This window comes from Actinoplanes sp. NPDC051411, from assembly GCF_040682075.1.
In the GTDB taxonomy this organism is placed as follows: Bacteria; Actinomycetota; Actinomycetes; order Mycobacteriales; family Micromonosporaceae; genus Actinoplanes.
Genome location: NZ_JBFBAD010000151.1, coordinates 1 through 22961 on the forward strand (window position 1 = coordinate 1; position 22961 = coordinate 22961).

The following is a 22961-nucleotide window of genomic DNA, read 5'->3' on the forward strand; positions in this document are numbered from 1 at the left end:
CGGCGCCCGCGGGCGCCGGCACCTCCTCTCGGTTGCGCGCGGAGATCCGCTCGCGCTCCTAGGCCGTACGGCCGGGGGCCGGCGTCGCCGACCCGTGAGTGGCGAGCACGGTGTGTGCCGCCGAGGCCAGCGTGGCGTGCCGGTGCCAGCCGGCGTACGAGCGCCCGGTGAAGTCGCGCAGGCCGACCCGGTCGCCGGTGGTCTCCAGCTCGTGCCCGACCCGCGCGACCAGCGACGTCAGCCGCACCAGCGAGGCGAGGCCGAGGTTGTCGCAGCTGGTCAGCCAGAGCCGGCTCGGACCGGTCCCGCCGTGCGGGGTGAGCTCGATCAGGGTCAGCGGGTCCCGGGTGCGGGTGCTCGGCAGCCGGACGCCGGCCGTGCCGGCCAACACCGGCCGGCGGGCGCCGGGGGCGAAGACCGGCCGTCGGCTGCGCCGGGCCGCCGCGGCCAGTTCGCCGGCCGGCTGCACCTCCGGCCCGCCCGGCAGGCCCCCGCCCGTCGATCCGCCCGGCGTGACGCCGTCCGCCGCGATCAGGCCGAGGCCGGCCGGGACGCGGGCCAGCACCGCCGCTCCGCTCGCCCGCAACCGCCGGACCACGGTCTCGGCGTCCATCTCGCGGGCGTCGACCAGCACCAGGCCGCCCGGCGTGCCGTCGAGCTCCAGATAGGTGTCCACCGCGCAGGCGCCCAGCGACTGCGGGACCACCTCGTCCGGGATGGCCGCGCGCCGCCGGCGCTTGTCGTCGGTCAGCCAGTCCTCGTTGAGGTGCAGGCGCCAGTTCACCGGGGTCACGAAGTCCGGGGTGGCGGTCCACAGGCTCACCGCCCGCTGGGCGTTGAGCGAGTGCCGGAGACCGGCCGAGAACTTGCGGCCGACTCCCACCGAGTGGGTCCCGGCCTTCGGGATCAGGGTCGGATGCAGCACCCACGCGCGCACCCCGGCCGACCGGGTGACCCGGCGGGTGAGTGCCCGGCGGACCGGCATCCAGTCCCAGGTGGAATCGCTGACGAAATGGTGCAGCGCCTGCTCGGCGGCGGGGTCCTCCGATATCCCCGCGATATTGCGGATTGATTTCCGGCCGCGCGTGCCGAGCAGGCCCCTCACGTATTCCCTGCCGCGTCTGCGCTGATCACTACGTGGTAGGTCGGCGAATATTTCCGTGCACAATTCGGTGACGTCCTCGTCCAGGCGCAACGTTCCCCCTCGATGCGTCGACGGCAAACCCCAACGAGTTTGTAATGCCGCGGCGGTGACCGTCGAGGTGCTGACGTCACCACCTTCGGTGCCGCGATGGTTGCCGGAGGCGCACGCAGCGCCTTGACGTCGGGCTCGGCGAATCGGCCGGCGGGTACCTGACAGAATTGATTGCGCGCAATTGCCGGACCGCGGCGGGGTGCCCCACGATTGGCCGCGTCGATCAATTCAGCACCGACGCGGAATCCAAGGGAGTGCCCCGGTAATGATGAAGGCTTCGGTCGCCCCGGGTTTCCGGCAACCGGAGACGCCGTTCACCGGCCCGGACCCGGGAACGGCGTCATGACCCGACCGCACGATCCCGCGGCGCACGCCGTGGCCCTGGTCCGGGACCTGCCGGCCCGTCAGCAGCCCCGCTGGGCCGAGCCCGGCGTGCTCGCCGACGCGCGCCGCTCGCTGGCCCAGCGCCCGGCCCTGGTCGGCCCGGACACGGTCGACGCGCTGCGGCACGCCCTGGCGCGGGTCGCGGCCGGCGCGGCTCAGGTCGTGCAGGCCGGCGACTGCGCCGAGGACTTGGCCGAGTGCGGGCCGGCCGACATCCTGCGCAAGGCCGGCCTGCTCGACCTGCTGGCCGGCACCCTGCAGCTGACGACGCAGCGCCCGGTGCTGCGGGTCGGCCGGATCGCCGGCCAGTACGCCAAGCCGCGGTCACACGACACCGAGATCGCCGGTGGCCAGGTGCTGCCGGTCTACCGCGGTCATCTGGTCAACGGGCCGGAACCCGACCCGGTCAGCCGGCGCCCCGACCCGCGCCGCCTGCTGCTGGGCCACCGGGCCGCCGACGCGGCGATCAGTCACCTCGGCTGGCGGCTCCCGGCGGGCGCGACCGCCCTCGGCGCGCCGGTGTGGACCAGCCACGAGGCGCTGATCCTCGACTACGAGCTGCCCCAGCTGCGTGCGGCCGCCGACGGCCGGATCCACCTGACGTCCACCCACTGGCCGTGGGTGGGTGACCGCACCCGCCAGCCGCACGGCGCCCACGTCGCGTTGCTGGCCGCCGTCGCCAACCCGGTGGCGGCCAAGGTCGGGCCCGGCATGACCGAGGACGAGCTGGTGGCGCTCTGCCGGCGGCTGGATCCCCGGCGCGAGCCCGGCCGGCTCTCGCTGATCGCCCGGCTCAGCGCCCGGGAGACCGCCGGCCGGCTGCCCGGTCTGGTCCGGGCCGTACGGCGGCACGGACACCCGGTGATCTGGCTGGTCGACCCGATGCACGGCAACACGGTGCGCACCGCGACCGGCCTCAAGACCCGCTACGTCGAGACGCTGGTGCAGGTGGTACGCGCCTTTCAGGACGTGGTGCGGGCCGGCGGCGGGGTAGCGGGCGGGCTGCACCTGGAGACCACCCCGGACGACGTCACCGAATGCGTCGCCGACGCGTCCCACGCCGACGAGGTCGGCAACAAGTACACGACGTTGTGCGATCCGCGCCTCAATCCCGGTCAGGCCCGCGCCGTCGTCAGTTCCTGGACCGGTTGATCCGAACACGGAGGTCCGACATGGAGGGAAAGGTCGCACTGGTGACCGGCGCTGCCGGAGGCATCGGCGCCGCTACCGTACGCGCGCTGGCGGAACGCGGAGCCCGGGTGGCGGCGGTCGACCGCGAGGCCGCCGGCAACGGCGCCCGGGCGGCCAAGTGCGTGGCCGACGGGCTGGACGTCACCCCGTTCACCGGCGACGTCGGCCGGTCCGCCGACGTCGAGGCCGTGGTGCGCTCGGTCGAGGAGGGGATCGGGCCGATCGACTTCCTCGTCAACGCGGCCGGCGTGCTGCACGTGGGCGCGGCCGACGCGCTGAGCGAACAGGACTGGACCGCCACCCTGACCACCAACGCCACCGGCGTGTTCCTGGTCTCGCGGGCCGTCGTCTCGCGGATGAAGACCCGGGGCCGGGGCGCCGTGGTCACCGTGGCCTCCAACGCCGCCGCCGTGCCCCGCCAGGGCATGGCCGCCTACGCCGCGTCCAAGGCGGCGGCCACCATGTTCACCAAGTGCCTGGGCCTGGAGGCCGCCCGCTACGGCATCCGCTGCAACGTGGTCGCGCCCGGCTCCACCGACACCCCGATGCTGCGCGGCATGTGGGCCGACGACACCGGCGCCCGGTCCACGATCGAGGGCCGGCCCGAGGAGTTCCGGGTCGGGATCCCGCTGGGCCGGCTGGCCGGCCCGGCCGACATCGCCGACGCGGTGCTCTTCCTGCTGTCCGAACGCGCGGGACACATCACCATGCACGAGCTCACCGTCGACGGCGGGGCCGCGCTCGGCGCCTGACCGTCCCCCGTCGATCTCCGTGGAGGCGAGTATGCCCTCGATCCAGCCCATCGCGCCGTACCCGATGCCGGGCGCGGACGACCTGCCGGCCACCGTTCCGGCGTGGCGGCCCAGCCCCCGGCGGGCGGTGCTGCTGATCCACGACATGCAGCGGTTCTTCCTGCGCCCGTACGCCGACGGCCGGTCCCCGCGCCGGGAACTGGTCGGCAACGTGGCGGCCCTGCGGGACGGCTGCGCGGCCGCGGGCGTGCCGGTCGCGTACACCGCGCAGAACGGCGGCATGACCGCGTCCCAGCGCGGCCTGCTCGCCGACTTCTGGGGGCCGGGCATGCGCACCGACCCGGACGACCAGCACGTCATCGACGAGCTGCGGCCCGGGCCGGGGGACTGGCGGTTCGCCAAGTGGCGCTACAGCGCCTTCGTCCGCTCGGCGCTGCTGGCCACGATGCGCGCGCACGACCGCGACCAGCTGATCGTATGCGGTGTCTACGCCGGTGTCGGCGTGCTGATGACCGCGGTCGAGGCCTTCAGCAACGACATCGAGACGTTCGTGGTCGCCGACGCGGTCGCCGACTTCTCGGCCCGGCGGCACCGGCAGGCGCTCGACTACGCGGCCGCCAACTGCGCCGTGGTGCTGCCCACCGAGCGGTTGCTGGCGGCGTTGCGCGCGGAGCGGGCCGCCGCCGCGGGCCGTGCCGGGAGGCCGCGGTGAGCGCCGCCTCGGCGCTGGCCCGGATCACGTCCGCCGAGCCGCCGCCGTTCGCCCTGCTGCACCGGCCGCACGTCGGCGACGGCCGGCGGGTGGACGTGCTGATCGGCGACGTGCGGCCGGCCGCGTCGCTGGACCGCATCCCGCTGCGGGCGGCCCGCCCGCCCGGCGCCGGACCGTACGACGCGCTGGTGCTCCTGCCCTACCGGCAGATCACCGAGCGCGGCTTCGCCTGCGTCGACGACCGGGCGGAGTTGCTCACGCTGCGGGTCACCGAGCAGGCCGTGGCCGGTCTGGACGACCTGCCGCGGCCGGCCGGGCCGGCACTGCGGCTGGACGCGGCCGGGTTCGACGTGGACGACGCCGCCTACACGGCGGCGGCGCGCCGGATCATCGACCGGGAGATCGGCTCGGGGCAGGGCGCCAACTTCGTGCTGCGCCGCTCGTACCGCGCGGACATCACCGGGTACACCCCGGCCCACGCGTACGCGCTCTTCCGCAACCTGCTCGCCACCGAGTCGGGCGCCTACTGGACGTTCCTGATCAGCACCCCCGAGGTGACGCTGGTCGGCGCCACCCCGGAACGGCACGTCAGCCTGGCTTCCGGCACCGCGGTGATGAACCCGATCAGCGGCACCTACCGGTACGGGCCGGACGGACCGACCCGGGACGGCCTGCTCGAGTTCCTCGACGACCGCAAGGAGATCGACGAGCTGTCCATGGTGCTCGACGAGGAGCTGAAGATGATGGCCCGGGTGTGCCGGGCCGGCGGCCGGGTCCTCGGCCCCGAGCTGCGGCAGATGGCCCGGCTGGCGCACACCGAGTACTTCATCCGGGGCGACACGACCCGCGACGTCCGGGACATCCTGCGCGAGACGATGTTCGCGCCGACCGTGGTGGGCAGCCCGCTGGAGAACGCCTGCCGGGTGATCACCCGGTACGAGCCGGACGGGCGCGGCTACTACAGCGGGGTCGCGGCGCTGATCGGGCACGAGGAGGGCGGCCGGCGGGACATGGACTCGGCCATCCTGATCCGCACCGCGGAGATCGCGGCCGGCCGGGTGCGGATCGGTGCCGGGGCGACGATCGTGCGCCACTCCGACGCGGCATCCGAGGCGGCCGAGACCACCGCCAAGATCAGTGCGCTGCTCCGGGCGCTGGACGGGGCCCCGGCGGCCCGGCCGGACGCGGCCGGGCCGCGACGGTTCGACCGCGATCCGCGCGTGCGCAGCGCCCTGGGCGGCCGCAACGCGACGGTCGCCCGGTTCTGGCTGGCCGGCGACCCGCCGCCGCACCGGCCCGGGCGAGCTCGTCCGCCCGGCTGCCGCATGCTGATCGTCGACGCCGAGGACACGTTCACGTGGATGCTGCGCCACCAGTTGAGCGCACTCGGCCACCGGGTCGAGGTGCGGCGTTACGACGACGGGTGCGACACCGCCGGATGGGACCTGGTGGTGCTGGGTCCGGGCCCGGGCGACCCGGGCGACGACCGGGACCCCAAGATCCGGGTGCTGCGCCGGACCGCGCGGCGGCTGCTGGCCGAGCGCCGGCCGATGCTGGCGGTCTGCCTGAGCCATCAGGTGCTCGGTGGGCTGCTCGGCTTCGAGGTGCGCCGCCGGCCGCGCCCCAACCAGGGGGTGCAGCTGCCGGTCGACCTGTTCGGCGACGTCGAGCGGGTCGGTTTCTACAACACCTTCGCGGCGTACAGCCCGGCGGCCAAGGCGGAGAAGCCGTGGGGTGACGTCGTGGAGGTCAGCCGGGACCACCGCACCGGCGAGGTGTTCGGACTGCGCGGGCCGTCGTTCGCCTCGATGCAGTTTCACCCCGAGTCGATCCTGAGCACCCACGGGATCGACATCCTCGAGCGCACGGTCGACCGGCTGCGGCCGGGCTGAGCCGCCCCCCGGCCGCCCGGCCGCCCGGCCGCCTCACTTGCCGATATGCAGCGCCTCCCGCACGAACATCTGCGCGAAGGTGGGCGCGCCGGTGGTGGTGACCACGTCGAGGAACTGGCCGACGTGCCGGTTTTCGGTCGCCTCGCGGATCAGCAGGTCGGCCAGGTCGATGCGGGAGGTGAACCGGCCGGGCAGCCGGCGCGGCTCGGCCCGGTAGTCGGTGACCTCGTCGCCGTCGAACAGCCCGGCCGGGCGGATCACCGTCCAGTCGAGGCCGCTGGCGACCACCAGCTTCTCCAGGCGCGCCATGTCCTCGTAGACCGTGCGGCCCAGCCGGAGCAGGATCGGCGCGATGATCTTCTTGAAGGTGAAGGTCTCGCCCTCGGCGTGCTCGCCGGTGGTGCCGGTCGAGGTCACGCAGACCAGGCGGCGCACGCCGTACGCCTGCATCGCCTTGATGATGTTGGCCCCGCCGACCGAGTAGACCTCGACCTTTTCCTTGGTGTATCCGATGCCGAGCGAGGAGACCACCGCGTCCTGCCCGGCGATCAGGTCGTCGACCGCGGACGCGTCCAGCACGTCGGCGCCAGCCACCCGCAGGGCCGCCCCGGTCACCGGGAACGCCTCCGGATGGCGGGTCACGGCGGTGACCGTGTGCCCGCGGGAGAGGGCCATCTCCGTCGCCAGCCGGCCGGTGGGGCCGTTCGCGCCGAATATCACGAGGTTCATGGGTCGTCTCACTTCCGGGGCCGTCGCTCTCGAACATCGGTCCGAACCCAGAACGTCGGTCTGTCACCCGAACGTCGTTCCGGTATCGCGACCAACGTACTACGCTCGGCCGGGCAACGGTCAAGCGGTCGATTCGAGGCAGAGGGCGGTAACGACGTGGCCGGTCAGGCGCGCACCAGTGGCGGCGGTCTCTGGCTCCGGGCGAGCTCATCCGGCCGCACCAAGCCGCCCCTGAGCCTCGACCGCATCGCGGCCGCGGCCGTCGCCCTGCTCGACGAGCAGGGCGTCACCCAGTTCACGATGCGCAACCTGGCCGACCGGCTGGAGGTCGGCACCACCACGCTCTACTGGCACGTCGACACCAAGGACGACGTGATCGACCTGGCGGTCGACGCCGTGTTCGCCGAGTCGTCACCGCCGGGCGGACACGGCCCGGACTGGCGGGCCGACATCACGGAGCTGCTCACCGGCTGGCGCGAGACGCTGCTGCGGCACCCGTGGTCGGCCGCGCTGCCGCTGCGGCCCCGGCCCACGGTCGGACCCGGCTTCCTCGCCTGGATGGAGTTCCTGCAGGCCGCCCTCGCGCGGGCCGGGCTGACCGGGCCGGACGTCGCGGCGGCCGGCTGGGTGCTCTACAGCCACGTGCAGGGCTCGGCGGCAAGCCAGGTCGCGCTGCGGTGGACGGCGCAGGAGCGGCGCGAGGCCCAGCAGCAGCTGGAGGAGCACCGCGACCGCTATCCGACCCTGGCCGCCCAGCGCCACCTGCTCGACGACGACTGGGCGGGCAATTTCCGGCGCGGCCTGACGTACGTACTGGATGGCCTCGCCACCCGCATGCCGCCGCCGCCCTGATGGGCGGAAAAAGTGGATCAGAGGTCGTATTTCTTGAGCACCTCGTGCCCCACGAACTTGATCGCCGAGGTGGTCTGCTCCATGCCGAGCTTGTACGCGGTGGCGACCTCGACCAGGCGCAGCGTCTGATAGTCGATCGCGGCCAGGTTGTCCTCGTGGACGTTGTTCGCCTCGTGCCGCGAGATGCTGCAGGTGCCGTAGGGCGCGCCGTTGTTGGGCAGCCCCAGCACCTCCACGCTGGAGCCGTTCGGCACGATGAGCGAACCCCAGTGGCAGATCGAGTTGTGCAGCGCCAGGATGGCCGCCTGCTGACCGGCGTGCGGCATCGAGCCGGACGCGAAGACGGTGACGACCTTGTTGGCCAGGTCGCCGGGGATGGCCACCGGGCCGGAGTGGTCGATGAAGTCGATGATCTGCGGCGCCGGCAGGCCGAAGTGGACCGGCGTGCCGATCATGATGGCATCCGCGGCGACCAGGTCGGCCATGGTGGCCACCGGCACGTCGGCGATCTCCTCGTTGAGCTCGGCGTACGCCTTGCGGTCGAGAACGATGGGGTTGGGCAGGTCGGGCACCTTGTAGAGCTGTGCCTCGGCGCCGGCCTCGACCGCGGCGGCGCTCGCGGCCGCCGCCAGCTGGTGGGTGTTGCCGCTGCGGGAGTGGAAGACGATTGCCACCTTGATCACGAGTGCGCTCCTCACGGTCGGATCTCCGGGGCATCGTGTCGGCCGCGGCGCGCACCGGGGAACGGCACGATCCATAGTTAGTCAGCTCGGCCCGGCGATCTGACAAACCCTGTCCGGCTTCGTTGACCGGCATGCCCGCGTCCCGATGTGCTGGCGCCTATGGCGAATGCACCCGACCAGCCCGAGGCCGCCGCCGAGGGCCCCGGCCGGCTGATGCCGGCGTTCGAGCAGGCGTTCAATTCCGGCGATCCGGACCGGCTCGAGCAGCTCTTCGAGCCGGACGCGCTGCTCGTGCTGGCGCCCGGCGAGGTCCTCGCCGGCGCCGGCCGGCGCGACCGCAAGCCCCCGTTCTTCCTGCCCATCCGGGTGACCGTCCGGCACGAGTACGTCGCCGGCGACATCGCCCTGCTGATCAACGACTACGTGCACGAGGGGACCACGCCCGACGGTGAACACCGGCGCATCGAGGGCACGGCGGTCGACGTGCTGCGACGCGGACCCGACGGGCAGTGGCGCTGCCTGATCAGCAATCCGGCGGGCATCGCGACCGCCGGCGCACCGGCCTGACCGCCATAGCCAATACCGGCGCCCGCCGCTATGGCCGGCAACGAGATTCCCGGGTGCCGAGAGGAGGTGATTCACATGACCGAGTACGAGGCTCCCGCCCTGGTCGAGCTGGGCGACTTCGCCGAGCTGACGGCCTGGTACGGGTGGGCGAGCGACGACACCGAGGGTGTCGCGATCGTCTGAGGAAACCAGTGAGAAGCACCGCCGGATGAGGGGAGAGATCGTGCGAGCCTCCTGGTTCGTAGCATTTCCGGAGGACCACGAACGCGGTGCTCCGGCACCCTCGCCGGCGGTGCACCGCAGCGTGGTCACCCATCGGTCGGGGCGCGCGTGGATCGTGGCCGACACCACCCACGCCGCCCTGGTCACGGCCGCCTCCGGGGCCAGGCGTCTCGCGGTGTTCGGCGAGACCGACACCGACCCGGGCCGCCTGGCCCGCCTGCTCGACCGGCATCCGGACGCGACCGGCGTGATGGATGCCGCGCACGCCCTGCCGGGCAGCTTCCACGTCCTGTACACCGACGGCTCGTCGACGTACGTGCAGGGAACGGCGTCCGGCGTCCGGCAGGTCTTCTGGTGCCGCGACGACGACGGTCACCCGCTGGTCTCGGACACCGTCGAGGTGCTGGCCCGGCTGACCGGCGCGCGGGTCGAGCCGAGGGCCGCCGCCTGGGGTCTCCTGCATCCCGGCCTCGACTACGGCCTGGTCACCGACACGTTCTGGCAGGGCGTGCACCGTCTGCCGGCCGACCAGCGGCTGCACCTGTCCGGCGGCCGGGTGTCCCGCTCGGTGTGGTGGCAGCCGCCGGCCGCCGAGCTGCGCGAGGCCGAGGGCGCACCGGCACTGCGGGCCGCCCTGGACGCGGCGGTCGGGGTCCGGGTCGCCGGGGGCCGCCGGCTCTCGGCCGACATGTCCGGCGGCATGGACTCCACGTCGCTGTGCTACCTGCTCAGCGAGCAGGGTGCGGAATACTCGGCGTTCGTCGAGCAGACCCTCGACCCCAATCACGACGACGCCCGGTGGGCCGGCGTCGCGGCGCAGGCCCTGGGCCAGCCGCTGACCGTGTTCGGCCCCGACGACCTGCCCCGGCCGTACGACGGCATCGCCACCGCCGACGGCGACCTGGACACGTCGGTCCCGTACGAGATCGGCGAGCCGTACACCCTGATCCGCAACCGGACCCGCAAGATCGCCCTCGGCAAGCTGTTCGCCGGCTCGGGCTCGGTCGCGCACGTGGCCGGCTTCGGCGGCGACGAGCTGTTCACGGTCGCTCCCTCGTACTACAGCGACCTCTACGCGACCGCCCCGCTGCGCGCCATGCGCGCGATCCGGCCCCTGGCCCACCTTCGCCGGTGGCCGCTGCGCACGGTCTACCGGGCACTGCGCGCCCAGCAGACGTACGACGCGTGGTTCACCACCCAGCTGGGCGACCTCGAGGCCGAGCCGGTCGACCTGCTGCGCGTCCCCAGCGTGGGCTGGGGACCGCGGCTCAGGCTGCCGCCGTGGGCGACCCCGGCCACGGCCGAGGCGATCCGCTCGCTGGCCGGCGACGCGCCCCGACCGTACCGTCCGCAGGCGCCCGCCCGGGCCGGGCACACCGCCGTGGCCGGCCAGCGGATCGGCGGCACCCGGCTGGCCCCGCTGCGCCGCCTGCTGGAACGGTCCGGGGTGGCACTGACCCTGCCGTTCATGGACGACGCGGTGTTCACCACCGCGCTGTCGTTCTCGCGCGCCGAATCGCTGCCGGGCGCCCGCTACAAACCGATCCTGAAGGCGGCGATGAATCTCGGCGGCGCCAAGCCCGGCCTCGACCGGTCGACCAAGGGCGAGTTCAGCATGTCGGTGCACCGGGGGATGTCCCGCAACCGGGCCGCGCTGCTGGCGATGCTCACCGACTCCGCCCTGGCCGACCTGGGCCTGGTCGATCTGCCGGCGCTGCGGGCCGCCCTGCGCGACAACATGCGCCCGCAGCGCGACACCGCCGCCCTCGAACTCACCCTCGGCCTGGAGGCCTGGCTGCGGGCGGTCGGCGGCCGGCTGACCGCGCCCTCCACCGCGCTGACCGACCTGGAGATCTGATGATCACGACGAACCCGGACGTGGTGCTCACCCGCAACGACGACGGTGCCGTGCTGCTCAACAAGCGGTCCGGCCGCTACTACCGGCTCAACCCGCTCGGCAACGAGGTCTTCCGGCTCCTCGCCGAGGGAAGCGGCCTGGAGGACATCGTCGCCGACCTGCGGGCGCGCTTCCCGGACGCCGGCGAGCGCATCCCCGACGACGTGCGGCGGCTCGTGGCCGACCTGCGCCGGGCCGACCTGGTGCTGGACCGATGACCCTGCACATGACGGTGGAGCGGCGGCAACGCCCGCCCTGGCGGCGCCGGTTGCTGCCGGGGGCCGCCGTCTGGAGCTCACGCGCCCTGATCGCGATGACCAGCCCCTACCGGCTGGAGGCGGTCCTGCGCCGGCTGGCCACCGGGGCCCGCCCGGCGACGTACGCCGACGCCCTGCGCGCCCGCGACGACGTCGTCGCGGTGAGCCTGCGCTGCGCCGGCCAGTACTGCCTGCAGCGGTCGGTGGCGGTGGCCCTGCTGACACGTGCCCGCGGCCGGTGGGCGGACTGGGTCTCCGGCGTCAACCTGCAGCCGTTCGCGGCGCACGCCTGGGTCGAGGTGGACGGCCGGCCCGTCGGCGAGCCGCTCGATCTGACCGGGTTCCAGCGCAACATCGTCGTGCCGTGCCGGGACACCACCGGCAACGATCAGCGGAAGGGACGGAACGAGCCATGAACGAGGAAGCCGTCGCGAAAGAGATCGCGGAGAACGGCTGGTGCCTCGTGCCGGACTTTCTCACCGGCGCGGACCTGGACGCGGCCACCGCGGCGATGGAGGCCTACTTCCCCGACCCGGAGGGCGGGGAGGTGGACGCGGAAGAGATCGGCCGGCTCAAGCACGCCGTGCCGTTCCCGTTCACCAGCAACGCGCTCAACCGGGTCGGGCTCGACCCGCGGGTGCTCGCGGTGGCCGGGCACCTGCTCGGCACCGCCGACCTGCGGCTCACCAGCTCGTTCATCCAGGCCAAGTACGGCACCGCGTACGGCGAGAGCCGCGACCAGACACTGCACAACGACGCCTGGGCGGCCAGCAGCCTGCTGCACCCGCGTACGGACGGCCTCTACCAGCGCCTGTTCGGCATCCTGTACCTGACCGACGTCACCACCGACACCGCGCCGACCTACGTGGTGGACCGGGTCGACCACCTCGGCCTGCCGCTGATCACTTCGACCGGCAAGGCCTCGTACGAGAAGGACCAGTACCCGGAGCTGTACGAGCGGGAGCGGCCGGTGCCCGCGGCGCGGGGTTCCCTGCTGCTGTTCGTCGGCGACATCGTGCACCGGGGATCGGCCTACCGCGCCGAGACCGGCCGGCGCCTGGCGTGCTTCTTCAACATCCACGCCGCCGCGGCCCGGTGGACCGACAAGCATCTGTGGTCGCTGCGCCCCGCCTCGCCGAACTGGCCGGTCTTCCGCGACCTGATGGTGGAGCTGGCGCCCGAGCAGCGGCATCTGCTGGGCTTCCCGCCGCCGGGCGACCAGTACTGGACGCCGGAGACGATCCGCCACCTCGGGGAGCTCTACCCCGGCATCGACGTCACCCCGTACCGGGCCGCCCCGGTGGGGTCGCGATGACCGCGTACGCCGCCCGGGCCGAGGCGGGCCTGGGGATGCTCGGCGGCCTGTTCGGCGTCGACCTGGCCGCTTCGGCCGGACCGGCGGCCGCCGCGCTGTTCGGCCGGTGGGGGCATCGAGAGTCGCGCGGGGCCGCCGCCGGGTCGGGCCCGCCTCCGTACGAATATTCGGTCGCCCTGGGCGACCGGGCCGAGATCCGGCTGTTCTTCCGGCCGCTCGCCCCGGCCGGTGACAGCTCGCCGGCGGCGAGCTGGGAGCAGGGCTGGCGCACGCTCGACGGACTGAGCCGCGACCACGGCGTGCCACTGACCCGGGCCCGGCTCCTGGCCGACCTGTTCGAACCGGTCAGCGCCGACGCGGCCACCGGCATGTGCCTGGCCGCCGCGGTCGAGCCGGGCGGCGTGACCGGCGTCAAGGTCTACTTCGACGGGATGGCCCAGGGCGTGGCCCGCAACCGGGACCTGATGGCCGCGGCCATGTCCCGGCTCGGTTTCGAGGCGGCGTGGCGCCGGCTGGAGCCGCGGCTGCCCGCCTTCCTGCCGTCGTTCTCGGTCGACCTGCTCGACCGGCCGGACGCCCGGGCCAAGCTGTACGCGGTCGTGCCGGACGCCACCAGCGCCGAGATCGAGGACCGGGTGGCGGGGTTGCCCGGCTACGCCGCCGGCACCGCGGCGGCGTTCGGGACGGCCCTGTCCGCCCGGCGGGACGGGGCGCTCGCCGGCACCCGCGCCCGGCCGATGCTGTGCTGGAGCATGACCGCCCCGGTCACCCGGCACCCGGACGACGTCACGCTCTATCTGCCGTTCCGGGAGTACGTGCCGGACGGCCGGGACGCCCGGGAACGCCTGGCCGCCCTGTTGCCGCCGGACCGTCTCGCCCCGGTGGCGGCCCTCGGCGAGCACGCCTCGGGGGACGGCCCGCCGGTCAACCCGTTCCACTGGGCGGCGGTCAAACTGCGCCGCGCGCCGGCGAACCTGACCCTGTACATCGGCGCCGACCTGACCGACCTCCCGGCCGGTTCCGCACCCGGCCGGGCGAGAACGCCGGCCGGGGCGGCCTGACGGTCAGGCGACGTCGCGGTTGTCCGGCCGCACCTGGCCCGGAATGATGCCCTGCTCCGCGGTGCCGTAGCTGATGATCCGCCGGGCGTGGATCCGGATGATCGGATCGTCGCCGCCGTAGGCCGAGTCGGACGGCTTCTCGATCGTCTCGGCGGTGCCGCGGATCTCCAGGCAGCGCACCTTCCACGGCCGGAGCGACGGCACGTCGTCGACGACGAACGCGACCTGCCCGTTGGCCGCGATGTTGCGGTATTTGCGGCTGGCGGTCAGGTTGTAGCCGCCGATGTCGATCGTGCCGAGGGCCGGGTTGTAGCGGAACCCGACCGGGCTGTTCTGCAGGGTGCCGTCGGGGCGCAGCGTGGCCAGGCGTCCCAGGGGTTGCTCGTCGAGGTAGGCGATCTCGGATTCGGTGAAGGGCATCTTGCCAGGCTGCATCTTGAACCTAAGTTGAAGTCAACGGACGGGTAGGACCGAGGTTAGCGGGGGACCGGCGCAAACCGTCGCCGACTCGCTGAGTGACGGACGGGCTACAGAGCGGCCCGGGCCAGTGGCAGAGGAGGGGCGCCGAGCGCGGTCAGGCGGTCGTGGACCTCGGCGCTCGGCCCGCCCGAGGCGGCCACGATCGCGGCGATCTCGGTTGCGCCGATCAGATAGGCGGCGGCTTGCGAGGGGTACGCGAGGGCGCGGTTGACCTCGGCGTTCGCGTACTGTTCGGGCAGGTTGAGCTCGTCGCGCAGGAAGCCACGGGCCTGGTCGACGGTCATCGCGCCGGCGTGCACGCCCGCGTCGATCGCCGCGCGCGCCGCCCGCACGAGAAGAGCGACCAGATGCCCGCGCAGCTCGCCCGGCCCGGTGTAATAGCCGAGTTCGCCGGCCAGCTGTTCGGCGTAGACGCCCCAGCCCTCGGTGAAGAACGGCGTCGTGAACAGGGCACGCAGGGGCCGCCGGCTCATCCGGCTGTAATGCGCGTGATGCCCCGGATAGGTCTCGTGGACGGTGACCGTGGCCATGCCGGAGCGGCGCTGCGGCGACGGCGGCACCAGGAAGCGTCCGGAACCGGCGCCCAGCAACGGCGGCGGCTCATAGGACGCCACCGGCAGCAGCGCGAGCTTGTCGGCCGGGGTGGCCGCCACCTCGCACTCCTCGGCCTCCGGCAGGCTGACGATCCGATGCTCGGCGCAGAACCGCCGGGCCCGGACGGTCTCCTCCCGGTACCACTTCAGCGTCTGCCCGGCGTCGCCGGCCGGCTGGTCGGTGAAGACCGGCAACGTCGCCAGCCGCTTCTTGATCTCCCGCACGCGGGTCATCCCGAGCTCGTGCACCGATCCCGCGTCGTACCCGTCACCGGCCGCGACCCGCACCAGCGCCGTATAGGAAGCCTCGCCCACCGCCGGGTCGCCGTGCGCGCTGACCGCGAGGTTGCCGAGGAAGACCGCGAACTCGGCGTACGCCAGGGCGGCCGCCGACCCGCCGAGCCGCTCGCAGGCCGCCGCCCCCGCCTTGGCCTGGGCCGCCGCCCGGGCCAGCACCTGGGGGTCGGCCAGCGACGGGTCGAGATTGCGCCGCCCGTGCCGCAGCAGGTCAGGTGCCTGCTCGAGGTAGTCGCGCTGGTGTACGCCGAGCCGCAGCGCCGACAGCACCGGAGTCGTGTAGAGCTCCGGACTGCGCCGGTGCATCCCCAGCTCGTCGAGCACGAGCCGATGCCTCAGCCCGAGGACGGCCAGGTCGCGGTCGAACCGCTCCTCCTCGGTGGGCGCGTCGAACGCCCGCAGCCGTTCGATCCACCGGCGGTCGTCGGCGGCCGAGGCTCTGATGCCGGCCTCCGACATGTCGGGCAGGGCCGCGCCGGTCGCCGGGGCGCCGAGCCGGGCCGCGGCCACCGGCGTACGCCTGAACTCGCGCGAGACGAGGTCGTCGAGCACCCCCGTCATCGCGTGGCCGGCTCGGGCCGGCCCAGGCCTCTGGCGTGCTGCGCCGCGAGTTTGCGCACCTTTTCCCCTTATCGATGAACGACCTCGGCAACCCTAGGTTGTGGTTCGCGCAACCGGCAACGGATCGCTAGGATTTGGACCACGGCGTTGATCCAACGCCCAACCTCCATCGGCCGTCCCGGCAGGCCGCTCGCGGGGGCAAAGGGGAACACCTCCTCGGATCGCTCGTCATCCGCCCGCCACGGGCTCACCGCCGGGAGTGCAGTCCCGTGTGGCCGAGGGTTCCGATGACTGAGCGGAAGAACTTCAAGCGCCTGGTTCGCGAGCGTGCGCGCCGCACCGGCGAGTCCTACACCGCTGCGTTGCGGCACCTTCGGTCGAGCGACCCCTCGGAGGTCCCGTCCATGCCGTGGCAGAGAATCGAAAAAACCGACTTCGGGTACGCCGTGACCGTGCCCGAAAGCTGGGTCGAGCGCGAGCCCGACCTGAACAACAGCCCGTGGGAGACGGCCCGCTACACCGACCCGTCCAGCTGGCGGCACAGCGCGATCGTGTTCCGCCACCCGAGCGGTGGCCGGCGGCGCGAGGCGGCGGAGATGGCCACGGGGGCGGAGCGGGCGTTGACCGCCGGCGGGTTCGGCGAACTGGAGATCGCCGGGGCCGAGTGGGCGGGCCGGGAAGGCGTGCGGCTCGACTGCGTCAAGCGCGACGCCGGCCGGGTCTGGGCGGTCCGCGAATACTTCCTGGTCGTCGACGGGGTCGGCTTCTGCCTGGGGCTGGGCTCGGCCGCGCCCGACGAGGACGAGCCGCTGTTCACCGAGATGGCCCGCCGGTTCGAGATCCTCGAGCCCTAGTGCGGACGTAGGCCGTCGACGATGACGGCCAGGATGCGCTCGCGGGCGGACGGGTCGGACCCGGCGTACTCGATGGCCCGCGACGCACCCGCCAGCAAGCCGATCAGATCGGTCACCCGCAGGTCTTGGCGCACCGCGCCGGAGTTCTGAGCGTTGCTCAGCAGGGTGCCCAGCGCCGCCATCAGGTCGTCGCGGACGCCGTCGATCGTGGCCGCGAGGTCGACGCCGGCCGAGGTGAGGAGGCCCGCGAGGGCGTTCTTGACCTCGGCCTGCTCGACCGCCCGCCGCAGGAAGACCTCGAGGCCGCCGGCGGTCGTGGACAGGTGGGTGGCCTCGTCGGTCATCCGGCGCATGCGGGCCGCGAGGACGCCCTCGATCAGCGCCTCCTTGGTCGGGAAGTGCCGGAACAGCGTGCCGATGCCGACGCCGGCCGCCCTGGCGATCTCGTCGGTCGAGGCGGCCGGGCCCTTCTCGGCCAGCACCCGCTCGGCCGCTTCCAGCAGTTTCGCCCGGTTGCGGCGGGCGTCGGCGCGCAGGGGAGGTTCCACAGTGCTCTTTCGGTCGACAAGCGGAGCGATCACTCCGTATAATCGGAGTGTCGACTTCTATTTTTACATGGAGGTGTGTCGTGACCCCACGTGAGGTTTTCACGAAGCTCTCGGCCGGCATCAGCAGCGGGGACTGGAGCCGTCTGCACGAGCTTTACGCGCCCGACGCGGTCGTGGAGATGCCGTTCGCGCTGCCGTCGCCGGTCCACATCGACGGGCGGGAGGGCGTGCGCCGGCACTTCGCCCTGAACGGGCAGGCCGGCATCTCCCTGCGGGCCGACGCGGTCCGGGTCCACGAGACGGCCGACCCGGAGGTGGTGATCGCCGAATTCGACTACGACGGGCGGGCTCCCAGCGGCCGCACCTTCCGGGTGTCCAACATTCAGGTGCTCAGGGTGCGCGACGGTCTGATCGTCGAGACGCGGGACTACCACAACCACGCCGCGCTGGCCGAAGTGCTCACCTGACCGGGTGTCGAATCCGGGGACGGCCGTTCGTGTAGGTGGGGAACGGACCGTCTTCGTCAGGAGAGACACATGGGCAAGATCGTGGTGGTCGAGAACGTCACGCTCGACGGCGTGATGCAGTCGCCGGGCACCGAGGACGACACGCGGGGCGGGTTCACGCGTGGCGGCTGGGCGGCGCCCTACGCCGACGCGGTGCTGGCCGAGACGCTGGGCAAGGGGGTGGCGGCGGACAACGCGATGCTGTTCGGCCGCCGGACGTACGAGATCATGCAGCGCTCGTGGGGTGGGCGCACCGACGGCAACCCGTTCACCCCGGTGCTGGAGGGGAAGCGGAAATATGTGGTTTCCCGCACTCAGGCCTCGTTTTCCTGGGTCAACTCGGTGCCGGTCGCCGACCTCTCGGCCCTGAAGCGGATCGAGGAGGATCTCGTCGTGCTCGGCAGCGGCGAACTCGTCCGGTCGCTCGCCGCGGCCGGGCTCGTCGACCGGTACACGCTGCTCCTGCACCCGCTTACGCTCGGGCAGGGAACGACGCTCTTCGGCGACCTCGAAGTCCGCCTCGACCTCGAGGAGACCGTGGTGACCGGCAAGGGCGTGATCATCGCCTTCTACCGTCCCGGGAGCGTGGCATGAGGCAGTACCTGCTCAGCGTCTATCAGCCGGACACCGACCCGCCGCCGCCCGAGGTCCTCGGCCCGATCATGGCCCGGCTCGGCGAGCTCAACGAGGAGATGAAGCAGGCCGGCGCCTGGGTCTTCGCGGCCGGCCTGCACCCGCCGCACACCGCCACGGTGATCCGCGACGGGGTGCTCACCGACGGGCCGTTCGCCGAGGGCAAGGAACACCTCGGCGGCTTCACCCTGATCACCGCGCCCGACCTCGACGCGGCCCTGGCCTGGGGCGCCCGCATGTCGGCGATCCTCACGCCGCTGGCGATCGAGGTCCGGCCGGTCGTGTGAGCGTCGAAGAGATCTTCCGGGCCGAGTACGGTCGCGCGGTCGCGGTCCTGGTCCGCCACTTCGGCGACATCGATCTCGCCGAGGAGGCGGTCCAGGAGGCCTTCGAGGCGGCGGTGAAACTCTGGCCGGCCCGGGGCGTGCCGCCGAGCCCGGCCGGCTGGATCATCACGACCGCCCGCAACCGGGCGACCGACGTGGTCCGCCGGGAGGCGACCCGGGCGGCCCGCGAGGCGGAGGCGGGGTGGCTCCACGAGCTGCGCGGTCCGGCCCCGGAGGGCGAGGCCGATCGGCCGCTCGGGTCCCGCGGGCCGGCCCCGGAGGGCGAGGCGGCGCGAGCGCTCGGGTCCCGCGGGCCGGCTCAAGACAGCGGGGCCGGGCCGATTCTCGACAGTGGCGACGAGGCGGAGTTTCCCGACGAGCGGCTGCGGCTGATCTTCACCTGCTGCCACCCCGCGCTCGCTCCGGCGGCCCGGGTCGCGCTCACGCTGCGGCTGCTCGGCGGACTGAGCACGGCCGGGATCGCCCGCGCCTTCCTGGTGCCCGAGTCGACCATGGCGCAGCGCCTGACCAGGGCCAAGAGCAAGATCCGCGACGCCGGCATCCCCTACCGGGTCCCGCGCGACGCGGACCTTCCGGACCGCCTGTCGGCGGTCCTCGCGGTGGTCTATCTGATTTTCACCGAGGGCTACACGGCGACCTCGGGCGATTCGCTCACCCGCGACGATCTCGCGGCCCAGGCCGTACGGCTGGGCCGCCTGCTCGTGCTTCTCCTGCCGGACGAGCCCGAGCCCCGGGGCCTGCTGGCGCTCATGCTGCTGATCTCGGCGCGGCGCTCCGCGCGTACCGATGCGGAGGGTGACCTGATCCGCTTGCCGGACCAGGACCGTACGCTCTGGAACCGCGACCTGATCGCGGAGGGTGAGTCTCTCCTGCGCGAATGCCTGCGCCGTAACCGGCCGGGCCCTTACCAACTGCAAGCGGCGATCAACGCCGTCCACAGTGATGCCGCGTCGGCGGCCGACACCGATTGGGCGCAGATCGTCACCCTTTACGACCATCTGCTGGCGTTCACGCCGACCGCGATCGTCGCGCTGCACCGCGCGGTCGCCGTCGCCGAGGTCCGCGGCCCGGCGGTGGCGCTCGACGAGGTCGACGCGCTGTCCGGCCTGGACCGCCACTACATGTTCCACGCCGTCCGGGCCGAGCTGCTCGCCCGCCTCGCCCGCCCGGCCGAGGCCGGAGAGGCGTTCGAAATGGCCGGGAAATACACCGGAAATCCCGCCGAAATACGCTTCCTCGCTGCCCGCCGGGCCGCGATGAAAAGGCTGGGCGGCGGACCGCCACGGGGGTGAGACGGCCGCCGCCCAGCCCGGCGGTGAGAGGAATGCTTGAGCGCATTCGACACCGAAAGAATCGTTAACGCAACACCTCTGTCGCCAAAAGAAATGCGAGTCGTTGATCTGCTACTGCGCGGTCACCACCCGCTACTAGCCTGGGGCGATGCCCGCCTCGCAGGAACACGTCGGCCCCGGCACCCGGATGGGTGCCACCCTCCTAAGCGACGGGGTGGTGCTGCGTTTCTGGGCGCCGGCCGCCGAGCGCGTCCACGTCTGTTTCGACGAGAGCGAGGTCGTCGACGAAGACCTCGAGCTTCTGAGCGACGGTCACGGTGGGTGGTCCGGCTTCTTTCCGGGTGTACGCGCGGGAAGGAAGTACCGCTACCACGTGACCGGCACGGGCGGTGCCGGTTTCAAGCGCGACCCGCACGCCCGCGAGCTCGAGCTGTACGGCTACCCCGACTGCGACTCCGTGGTCGTCGACACCGAGGACTACCCCTGGCACGACGACGACTGGACGCCGCCCGCCTTCGAAGACCTGATCGTCTACCAGTTCCACGTCGGCGTCTTCTCGGCGGTCGACGGGGGCGGCCGCGACCGGCGCCCGCACCGGACGGCCAAGCTGCTCGACGCCGTCCACCGCCTGCCCTACCTGGCCGAGCTCGGCGTGACCGCGGTGCAGCCGCTGCCCGTGGTCGAGTTCCAGGGGGAGTGGAGCCTCGGCTACAACGGCACCGACCTGTTCTCGCCCGAGATGGACTACTGCGTCGACCCGTCCGACCTGCCGCCCTACCTCGCTTCGACCAACCGGCTGTTGGAAGCCTGCGGCGCCGACCCGTTGAAGCCCGAACAGCTCGAAGGCCAGGCCAACCAGCTCAAGGCCTTCGTCGACCTCTGCCACCGGCACGGCCTCGGCGTGATCTTCGACGTCGTCTACAACCACGCCGGCGGCGGCCTCGACCCGCAGAGCCTCGACTACATCGACCTGCCGGCCGACCCGGGCCCCGGCAACAACGCCTACTTCTCGTCCGAGGGCTGGGCCGGCGGGCGCGTCTTCGCCTTCGACCGGGCGCCGGTGCGCGACTTCCTGACCGACAACGCCACCATGTTCCTCGACGAATACCATGCCGACGGCCTGCGGTTCGACGAGGTCACGGTGATCGACGCCAAGGGCGGCTGGGGCTTCTGTCAGGAACTGACGACGTCACTGCGCGCGCTGCGGCCTTCGGCGGCGCTGATCGCCGAGTACTGGGGCGAGTTCCGGTGGCTGGCCGTCCAGCGGCCACCGGCCGGCATGGGGTTCGACCTCGGTTACGCCGACGGGATACGGGACGCTGCCCGCCGCGTACTGGCAAAGGCCGCGGAAGGCGGCGCGCAACCGATCGGCATCGGCCGGCTGGCCGAAGGCCTCGGCCGCCCGGCCCACTACGAGCATGCCTGGCAGGCCTACAACTGCCTGGAAAACCACGACCTGGTCCTCGACATGGACGACCACCGGGCGCCGCGCATCGCGCGGCTCGCCGATCCGAGCAACCCCCGCTCCTGGTACGCCCGCAGCCGCTCCCGCGTCGCGACGGCCCTGCTGATGACCGCGCCCGGCACGCCGATGCTGTTCATGGGTGAGGAGTTCCTCGAGGACAAGCTGTGGTCCGACAGCCCGGGCCGCTCCGACCGCCTGATCTGGTGGGACGGCGCCCTGGGGGCCGACAGGTCGATGGGCGACTTCCTGCGCTGCACCACCGACCTGATCGCCCTGCGCAAGGCCCTGCCCGCCCTGCGGTCCGACGCCCTGGCCGTCATCTCGGTCGACGAGGCCAACCGGGTCGTCGCCTTCCAGCGCGCCGACGTGGTCGTGGTCCTGACCCTGAGCGAGTCCACGTTGCACTCCTACCAGCTCGGTTTCCCCGCGGCTGGGCGGTGGCGGGAGGCCTTCAACACCGACTACTACGACCATTTCCCGAACCCGTGGGTCGCCGGCAACGCCGGTTCGGTGGTCGCTTCCGGGCCGCCGATGCACGGGCAGGCGCAGTCGGCGACCCTGACCATCCCGGCGAACAGCGTGCTGGTGTTCACAGTCCCTGATTAGGCGGTTACCCATTCGGCCGGCAATTTCCCTTTCCGGGTGGTGGCCGTCGCGCTTTCGTCGCCATCGTTGAACGGGAGGGTGGTCGGCCTCGTTCCGCCGTTGTCTTATGGCGTCGTGGACGCGATTGCCGCCGCCGAGAGCGCGTGTCCGAGTCGGCGGCCGATCCGAATGCGGCGGAGCGCGGGTTTCGAGTGGGTGAGGCGGCCTTCCGTGGTGCTGGAGACGTCGGCCTGATCCTTCTTCAGGCCGACGCGTTGCGTCTTGCACCTGCGTGAGTGTTTGAGAGTGCTTCTACTCGGGCGCGTTCAGCAGGTGCCGGGTCTGGCGTTTGGCGAGTCCGCCTCGGTCGAGGCGGCGGATCACGACCCAACGTTCAGGCTGTACCGCGAAGCCACGCTGCTCGGCGGGTTCGCCCACGATCTCCACGGTCGTCTTGAGCGTGCCGGCGGCCCAGTCGACGAGTTCGGCCGGCAAAGCCCTGATCAGCGAACACGAACCGGATCGGCGTGCTCAGGTAGGTGCTGAGCAGGTCGTCCTCGCGCCGTCGCGGTCCTGCCAAGACGCGGCCATCACGCAGACCACGACCAGCAGCCCGAGAGTGTCGGTGACGATGAACCGCTTACGACCGTTGATTTTCTTGCCGGCGTCATAACCGCGGGGTCCCGGCCGACCGTGTCGGCAGCTTTGACCGACTGCGAGTCGAGGATGCCGGCCGACGGCTCGGGTTCACGGCCATCAGCGATACCGACCTGTTCACGGAGCTCGTCCAAGGGATCCTGCCCGGCGATTTGATCAACGGCAGCATCGGCACGACGATCTCCCACTGCCTGTCGGTCAGGTCCGAGGGATACCGCCGCTCACGCTCTATCCCGTCAACATCACGGCGCTTCCATCGGACGCAGGGACACGCCGTGCGACACCACTTTCAAACACTCACTGACTGGGCGTTTAGTTCATGTTCAAGAGGAGGTGTGTCGATACGTCGTCACGTTGTTCAAGGTAATGCGTGCCCGGGAAGCCCGTCTACAACCGAGAAGTCCGTCTCTGGTGGTGCCGCTACGACCATGTTT

At 72.4% G+C, this 22961-nt stretch carries 25 protein-coding genes and 1 pseudogene; 18 read left to right on the forward strand and 8 right to left on the reverse strand.

The window, feature by feature from the left end; genetic code table 11:
* Nucleotides 1-58: 58 nt before the first annotated feature.
* Nucleotides 59-1222 (reverse strand): transposase, encoded by a 1164-nt coding sequence (locus AB0M88_RS45810; RefSeq protein ID WP_364113252.1) that lies wholly within the window; start codon nucleotides 1220-1222, stop codon nucleotides 59-61.
* Between the two features lie 315 nt (nucleotides 1223-1537).
* Here AB0M88_RS45810 and AB0M88_RS45815 point away from each other — a divergent pair, with 315 nt between their 5' ends.
* From AB0M88_RS45815 to AB0M88_RS45830, 4 genes are read left to right on the forward strand one after another with little or no spacing between them, the layout of a single operon-like run.
* Nucleotides 1538-2731, forward strand: coding sequence for a 3-deoxy-7-phosphoheptulonate synthase (locus AB0M88_RS45815; protein ID WP_364113254.1), 1194 nt, complete (start codon nucleotides 1538-1540; stop codon nucleotides 2729-2731).
* Between the two features lie 20 nt (nucleotides 2732-2751).
* Nucleotides 2752-3522 carry a 2,3-dihydro-2,3-dihydroxybenzoate dehydrogenase gene (locus AB0M88_RS45820; RefSeq protein WP_364113256.1) on the forward strand — a complete coding sequence of 257 codons (771 nt, stop codon included), beginning with the start codon at nucleotides 2752-2754 and terminating at the stop codon, nucleotides 3520-3522.
* 31 nt (nucleotides 3523-3553) lie between these two features.
* Nucleotides 3554-4234 carry an isochorismatase family protein gene (locus tag AB0M88_RS45825; RefSeq protein WP_364113258.1) on the forward strand — a complete coding sequence of 227 codons (681 nt, stop codon included), beginning with the start codon at nucleotides 3554-3556 and terminating at the stop codon, nucleotides 4232-4234.
* Complete coding sequence (locus tag AB0M88_RS45830) at nucleotides 4231-6126, forward strand: anthranilate synthase family protein (protein WP_364113260.1); 1896 nt, start codon at nucleotides 4231-4233, stop codon at nucleotides 6124-6126. The genes AB0M88_RS45825 and AB0M88_RS45830 overlap by 4 nt, the downstream gene beginning before the upstream one ends.
* A gap of 33 nt (nucleotides 6127-6159) precedes the next feature.
* On the opposite strand, the gene AB0M88_RS45835 is transcribed toward AB0M88_RS45830, so the two are convergent.
* Nucleotides 6160-6855, reverse strand: coding sequence for an NAD(P)H-binding protein (locus tag AB0M88_RS45835; RefSeq protein ID WP_364113262.1), 696 nt, complete (start codon nucleotides 6853-6855; stop codon nucleotides 6160-6162).
* Nucleotides 6856-7011: 156 nt separating this feature from the next.
* Between AB0M88_RS45835 and AB0M88_RS45840 the strand changes: the two genes are divergently transcribed.
* Nucleotides 7012-7707 carry a TetR/AcrR family transcriptional regulator gene (locus AB0M88_RS45840; protein WP_364113264.1) on the forward strand — a complete coding sequence of 232 codons (696 nt, stop codon included), beginning with the start codon at nucleotides 7012-7014 and terminating at the stop codon, nucleotides 7705-7707.
* A 17-nt stretch (nucleotides 7708-7724) separates the two neighbouring features.
* Here the strand turns inward: AB0M88_RS45840 and AB0M88_RS45845 are convergent, their stop codons facing one another.
* Complete coding sequence (locus AB0M88_RS45845) at nucleotides 7725-8390, reverse strand: NAD(P)H-dependent oxidoreductase (RefSeq protein WP_364113266.1); 666 nt, start codon at nucleotides 8388-8390, stop codon at nucleotides 7725-7727.
* A gap of 159 nt (nucleotides 8391-8549) precedes the next feature.
* On the opposite strand from AB0M88_RS45845, the gene AB0M88_RS45850 reads away from it, so the two are divergent.
* From AB0M88_RS45850 to AB0M88_RS45880, 7 genes are all read left to right on the forward strand, one after another.
* On the forward strand, nucleotides 8550-8957 hold the full coding sequence (locus tag AB0M88_RS45850) for a DUF4440 domain-containing protein (protein WP_364113268.1): 408 nt from the start codon (nucleotides 8550-8552) through the stop codon (nucleotides 8955-8957).
* Nucleotides 8958-9032: 75 nt separating this feature from the next.
* A complete protein-coding gene (locus AB0M88_RS45855) occupies nucleotides 9033-9140 on the forward strand; it encodes a lasso RiPP family leader peptide-containing protein (RefSeq protein ID WP_364113270.1) in 108 nt (35 codons plus the stop codon).
* Nucleotides 9141-9180: 40 nt separating this feature from the next.
* On the forward strand, nucleotides 9181-11037 hold the full coding sequence (locus AB0M88_RS45860; protein ID WP_364113272.1) for an asparagine synthase-related protein: 1857 nt from the start codon (nucleotides 9181-9183) through the stop codon (nucleotides 11035-11037).
* Nucleotides 11037-11294, forward strand: a complete 258-nt coding sequence (locus AB0M88_RS45865) for a lasso peptide biosynthesis PqqD family chaperone (protein ID WP_364113274.1) — start codon at nucleotides 11037-11039, stop codon at nucleotides 11292-11294. Before AB0M88_RS45860 ends, AB0M88_RS45865 begins: the two co-directional genes overlap by 1 nt.
* Nucleotides 11291-11749, forward strand: a complete 459-nt coding sequence (locus AB0M88_RS45870) for a lasso peptide biosynthesis B2 protein (RefSeq protein ID WP_364113276.1) — start codon at nucleotides 11291-11293, stop codon at nucleotides 11747-11749. The genes AB0M88_RS45865 and AB0M88_RS45870 overlap by 4 nt, the downstream gene beginning before the upstream one ends.
* Nucleotides 11746-12648, forward strand: coding sequence for a phytanoyl-CoA dioxygenase family protein (locus AB0M88_RS45875; RefSeq protein ID WP_364113278.1), 903 nt, complete (start codon nucleotides 11746-11748; stop codon nucleotides 12646-12648). Before AB0M88_RS45870 ends, AB0M88_RS45875 begins: the two co-directional genes overlap by 4 nt.
* Entirely contained in the window at nucleotides 12645-13709 is a 1065-nt protein-coding gene (locus AB0M88_RS45880) for a tryptophan dimethylallyltransferase family protein (RefSeq protein WP_364113280.1), read from the forward strand. The genes AB0M88_RS45875 and AB0M88_RS45880 overlap by 4 nt, the downstream gene beginning before the upstream one ends.
* A 3-nt stretch (nucleotides 13710-13712) precedes the next feature.
* On the opposite strand, the gene AB0M88_RS45885 is transcribed toward AB0M88_RS45880, so the two are convergent.
* Nucleotides 13713-14129, reverse strand: coding sequence for a PPOX class F420-dependent oxidoreductase (locus AB0M88_RS45885; RefSeq protein ID WP_364113282.1), 417 nt, complete (start codon nucleotides 14127-14129; stop codon nucleotides 13713-13715).
* 107 nt (nucleotides 14130-14236) lie between these two features.
* The gene (locus AB0M88_RS45890) at nucleotides 14237-15631 is read right to left on the reverse strand and encodes a DUF885 family protein (RefSeq protein ID WP_364113284.1); all 1395 of its coding nucleotides are present in this window, start codon (nucleotides 15629-15631) and stop codon (nucleotides 14237-14239) included.
* A gap of 296 nt (nucleotides 15632-15927) precedes the next feature.
* On the opposite strand from AB0M88_RS45890, the gene AB0M88_RS45895 reads away from it, so the two are divergent.
* Entirely contained in the window at nucleotides 15928-16494 is a 567-nt protein-coding gene (locus AB0M88_RS45895; protein ID WP_364113286.1) for a hypothetical protein, read from the forward strand.
* Here the strand turns inward: AB0M88_RS45895 and AB0M88_RS45900 are convergent.
* A complete protein-coding gene (locus AB0M88_RS45900) occupies nucleotides 16491-17042 on the reverse strand; it encodes a helix-turn-helix domain-containing protein (protein ID WP_364113288.1) in 552 nt (183 codons plus the stop codon). The two genes, AB0M88_RS45895 and AB0M88_RS45900, sit on opposite strands and share 4 nt — an antisense overlap.
* A gap of 80 nt (nucleotides 17043-17122) precedes the next feature.
* Here AB0M88_RS45900 and AB0M88_RS45905 point away from each other — a divergent pair, with 80 nt between their 5' ends.
* The 5 genes from AB0M88_RS45905 (at nucleotide 17123) to AB0M88_RS45925 (ending at nucleotide 21891) form a co-directional block, all read left to right on the forward strand.
* Nucleotides 17123-17509: a nuclear transport factor 2 family protein gene (locus AB0M88_RS45905; RefSeq protein ID WP_364113290.1), complete on the forward strand. Its 387-nt coding sequence runs from the start codon at nucleotides 17123-17125 to the stop codon at nucleotides 17507-17509.
* 69 nt (nucleotides 17510-17578) lie between these two features.
* Nucleotides 17579-18142, forward strand: coding sequence for a dihydrofolate reductase family protein (locus AB0M88_RS45910; RefSeq protein ID WP_364113292.1), 564 nt, complete (start codon nucleotides 17579-17581; stop codon nucleotides 18140-18142).
* Nucleotides 18139-18468: a YciI family protein gene (locus AB0M88_RS45915; protein WP_364113294.1), complete on the forward strand. Its 330-nt coding sequence runs from the start codon at nucleotides 18139-18141 to the stop codon at nucleotides 18466-18468. The genes AB0M88_RS45910 and AB0M88_RS45915 overlap by 4 nt, the downstream gene beginning before the upstream one ends.
* On the forward strand, nucleotides 18465-19820 hold the full coding sequence (locus AB0M88_RS45920; protein ID WP_364113296.1) for a sigma-70 family RNA polymerase sigma factor: 1356 nt from the start codon (nucleotides 18465-18467) through the stop codon (nucleotides 19818-19820). The genes AB0M88_RS45915 and AB0M88_RS45920 overlap by 4 nt, the downstream gene beginning before the upstream one ends.
* Nucleotides 19821-19968: 148 nt before the next feature.
* A complete protein-coding gene (locus tag AB0M88_RS45925) occupies nucleotides 19969-21891 on the forward strand; it encodes an alpha amylase C-terminal domain-containing protein (protein ID WP_364113298.1) in 1923 nt (640 codons plus the stop codon).
* 291 nt (nucleotides 21892-22182) lie between these two features.
* Here the strand turns inward: AB0M88_RS45925 and AB0M88_RS45930 are convergent, their stop codons facing one another.
* The gene (locus tag AB0M88_RS45930; protein WP_364113300.1) at nucleotides 22183-22365 is read right to left on the reverse strand and encodes a hypothetical protein; all 183 of its coding nucleotides are present in this window, start codon (nucleotides 22363-22365) and stop codon (nucleotides 22183-22185) included.
* 63 nt (nucleotides 22366-22428) lie between these two features.
* Nucleotides 22429-22628: pseudogene (locus tag AB0M88_RS45935) on the reverse strand (transposase); the annotation flags it as partial.
* Nucleotides 22629-22961: the final 333 nt, after the last annotated feature.

Excerpts from the sequence above, each read along its gene's own strand:
- AB0M88_RS45850 (WP_364113268.1), top strand. The coding sequence starts at position 8,550 with ATGGCGAATGCACCCGACCAGCCCGAGGCCGCCGCCGAGGGCCCCGGC.
- AB0M88_RS45815 (WP_364113254.1), top strand. The coding sequence starts at position 1,538 with ATGACCCGACCGCACGATCCCGCGGCGCACGCCGTGGCCCTGGTCCGG.
- AB0M88_RS45895 (WP_364113286.1), top strand. The coding sequence starts at position 15,928 with ATGACTGAGCGGAAGAACTTCAAGCGCCTGGTTCGCGAGCGTGCGCGC.
- AB0M88_RS45915 (WP_364113294.1), top strand. The coding sequence starts at position 18,139 with ATGAGGCAGTACCTGCTCAGCGTCTATCAGCCGGACACCGACCCGCCG.
- AB0M88_RS45880 (WP_364113280.1), top strand. The coding sequence starts at position 12,645 with ATGACCGCGTACGCCGCCCGGGCCGAGGCGGGCCTGGGGATGCTCGGC.
- AB0M88_RS45865 (WP_364113274.1), top strand. The coding sequence starts at position 11,037 with ATGATCACGACGAACCCGGACGTGGTGCTCACCCGCAACGACGACGGT.
- AB0M88_RS45855 (WP_364113270.1), top strand. The coding sequence starts at position 9,033 with ATGACCGAGTACGAGGCTCCCGCCCTGGTCGAGCTGGGCGACTTCGCC.
- AB0M88_RS45825 (WP_364113258.1), top strand. The coding sequence starts at position 3,554 with ATGCCCTCGATCCAGCCCATCGCGCCGTACCCGATGCCGGGCGCGGAC.
- AB0M88_RS45925 (WP_364113298.1), top strand. The coding sequence starts at position 19,969 with ATGCCCGCCTCGCAGGAACACGTCGGCCCCGGCACCCGGATGGGTGCC.
- AB0M88_RS45820 (WP_364113256.1), top strand. The coding sequence starts at position 2,752 with ATGGAGGGAAAGGTCGCACTGGTGACCGGCGCTGCCGGAGGCATCGGC.
- AB0M88_RS45875 (WP_364113278.1), top strand. The coding sequence starts at position 11,746 with ATGAACGAGGAAGCCGTCGCGAAAGAGATCGCGGAGAACGGCTGGTGC.
- AB0M88_RS45885 (WP_364113282.1), bottom strand. The coding sequence starts at position 14,129 with ATGCCCTTCACCGAATCCGAGATCGCCTACCTCGACGAGCAACCCCTG.
- AB0M88_RS45870 (WP_364113276.1), top strand. The coding sequence starts at position 11,291 with ATGACCCTGCACATGACGGTGGAGCGGCGGCAACGCCCGCCCTGGCGG.
- AB0M88_RS45910 (WP_364113292.1), top strand. The coding sequence starts at position 17,579 with ATGGGCAAGATCGTGGTGGTCGAGAACGTCACGCTCGACGGCGTGATG.
- AB0M88_RS45835 (WP_364113262.1), bottom strand. The coding sequence starts at position 6,855 with ATGAACCTCGTGATATTCGGCGCGAACGGCCCCACCGGCCGGCTGGCG.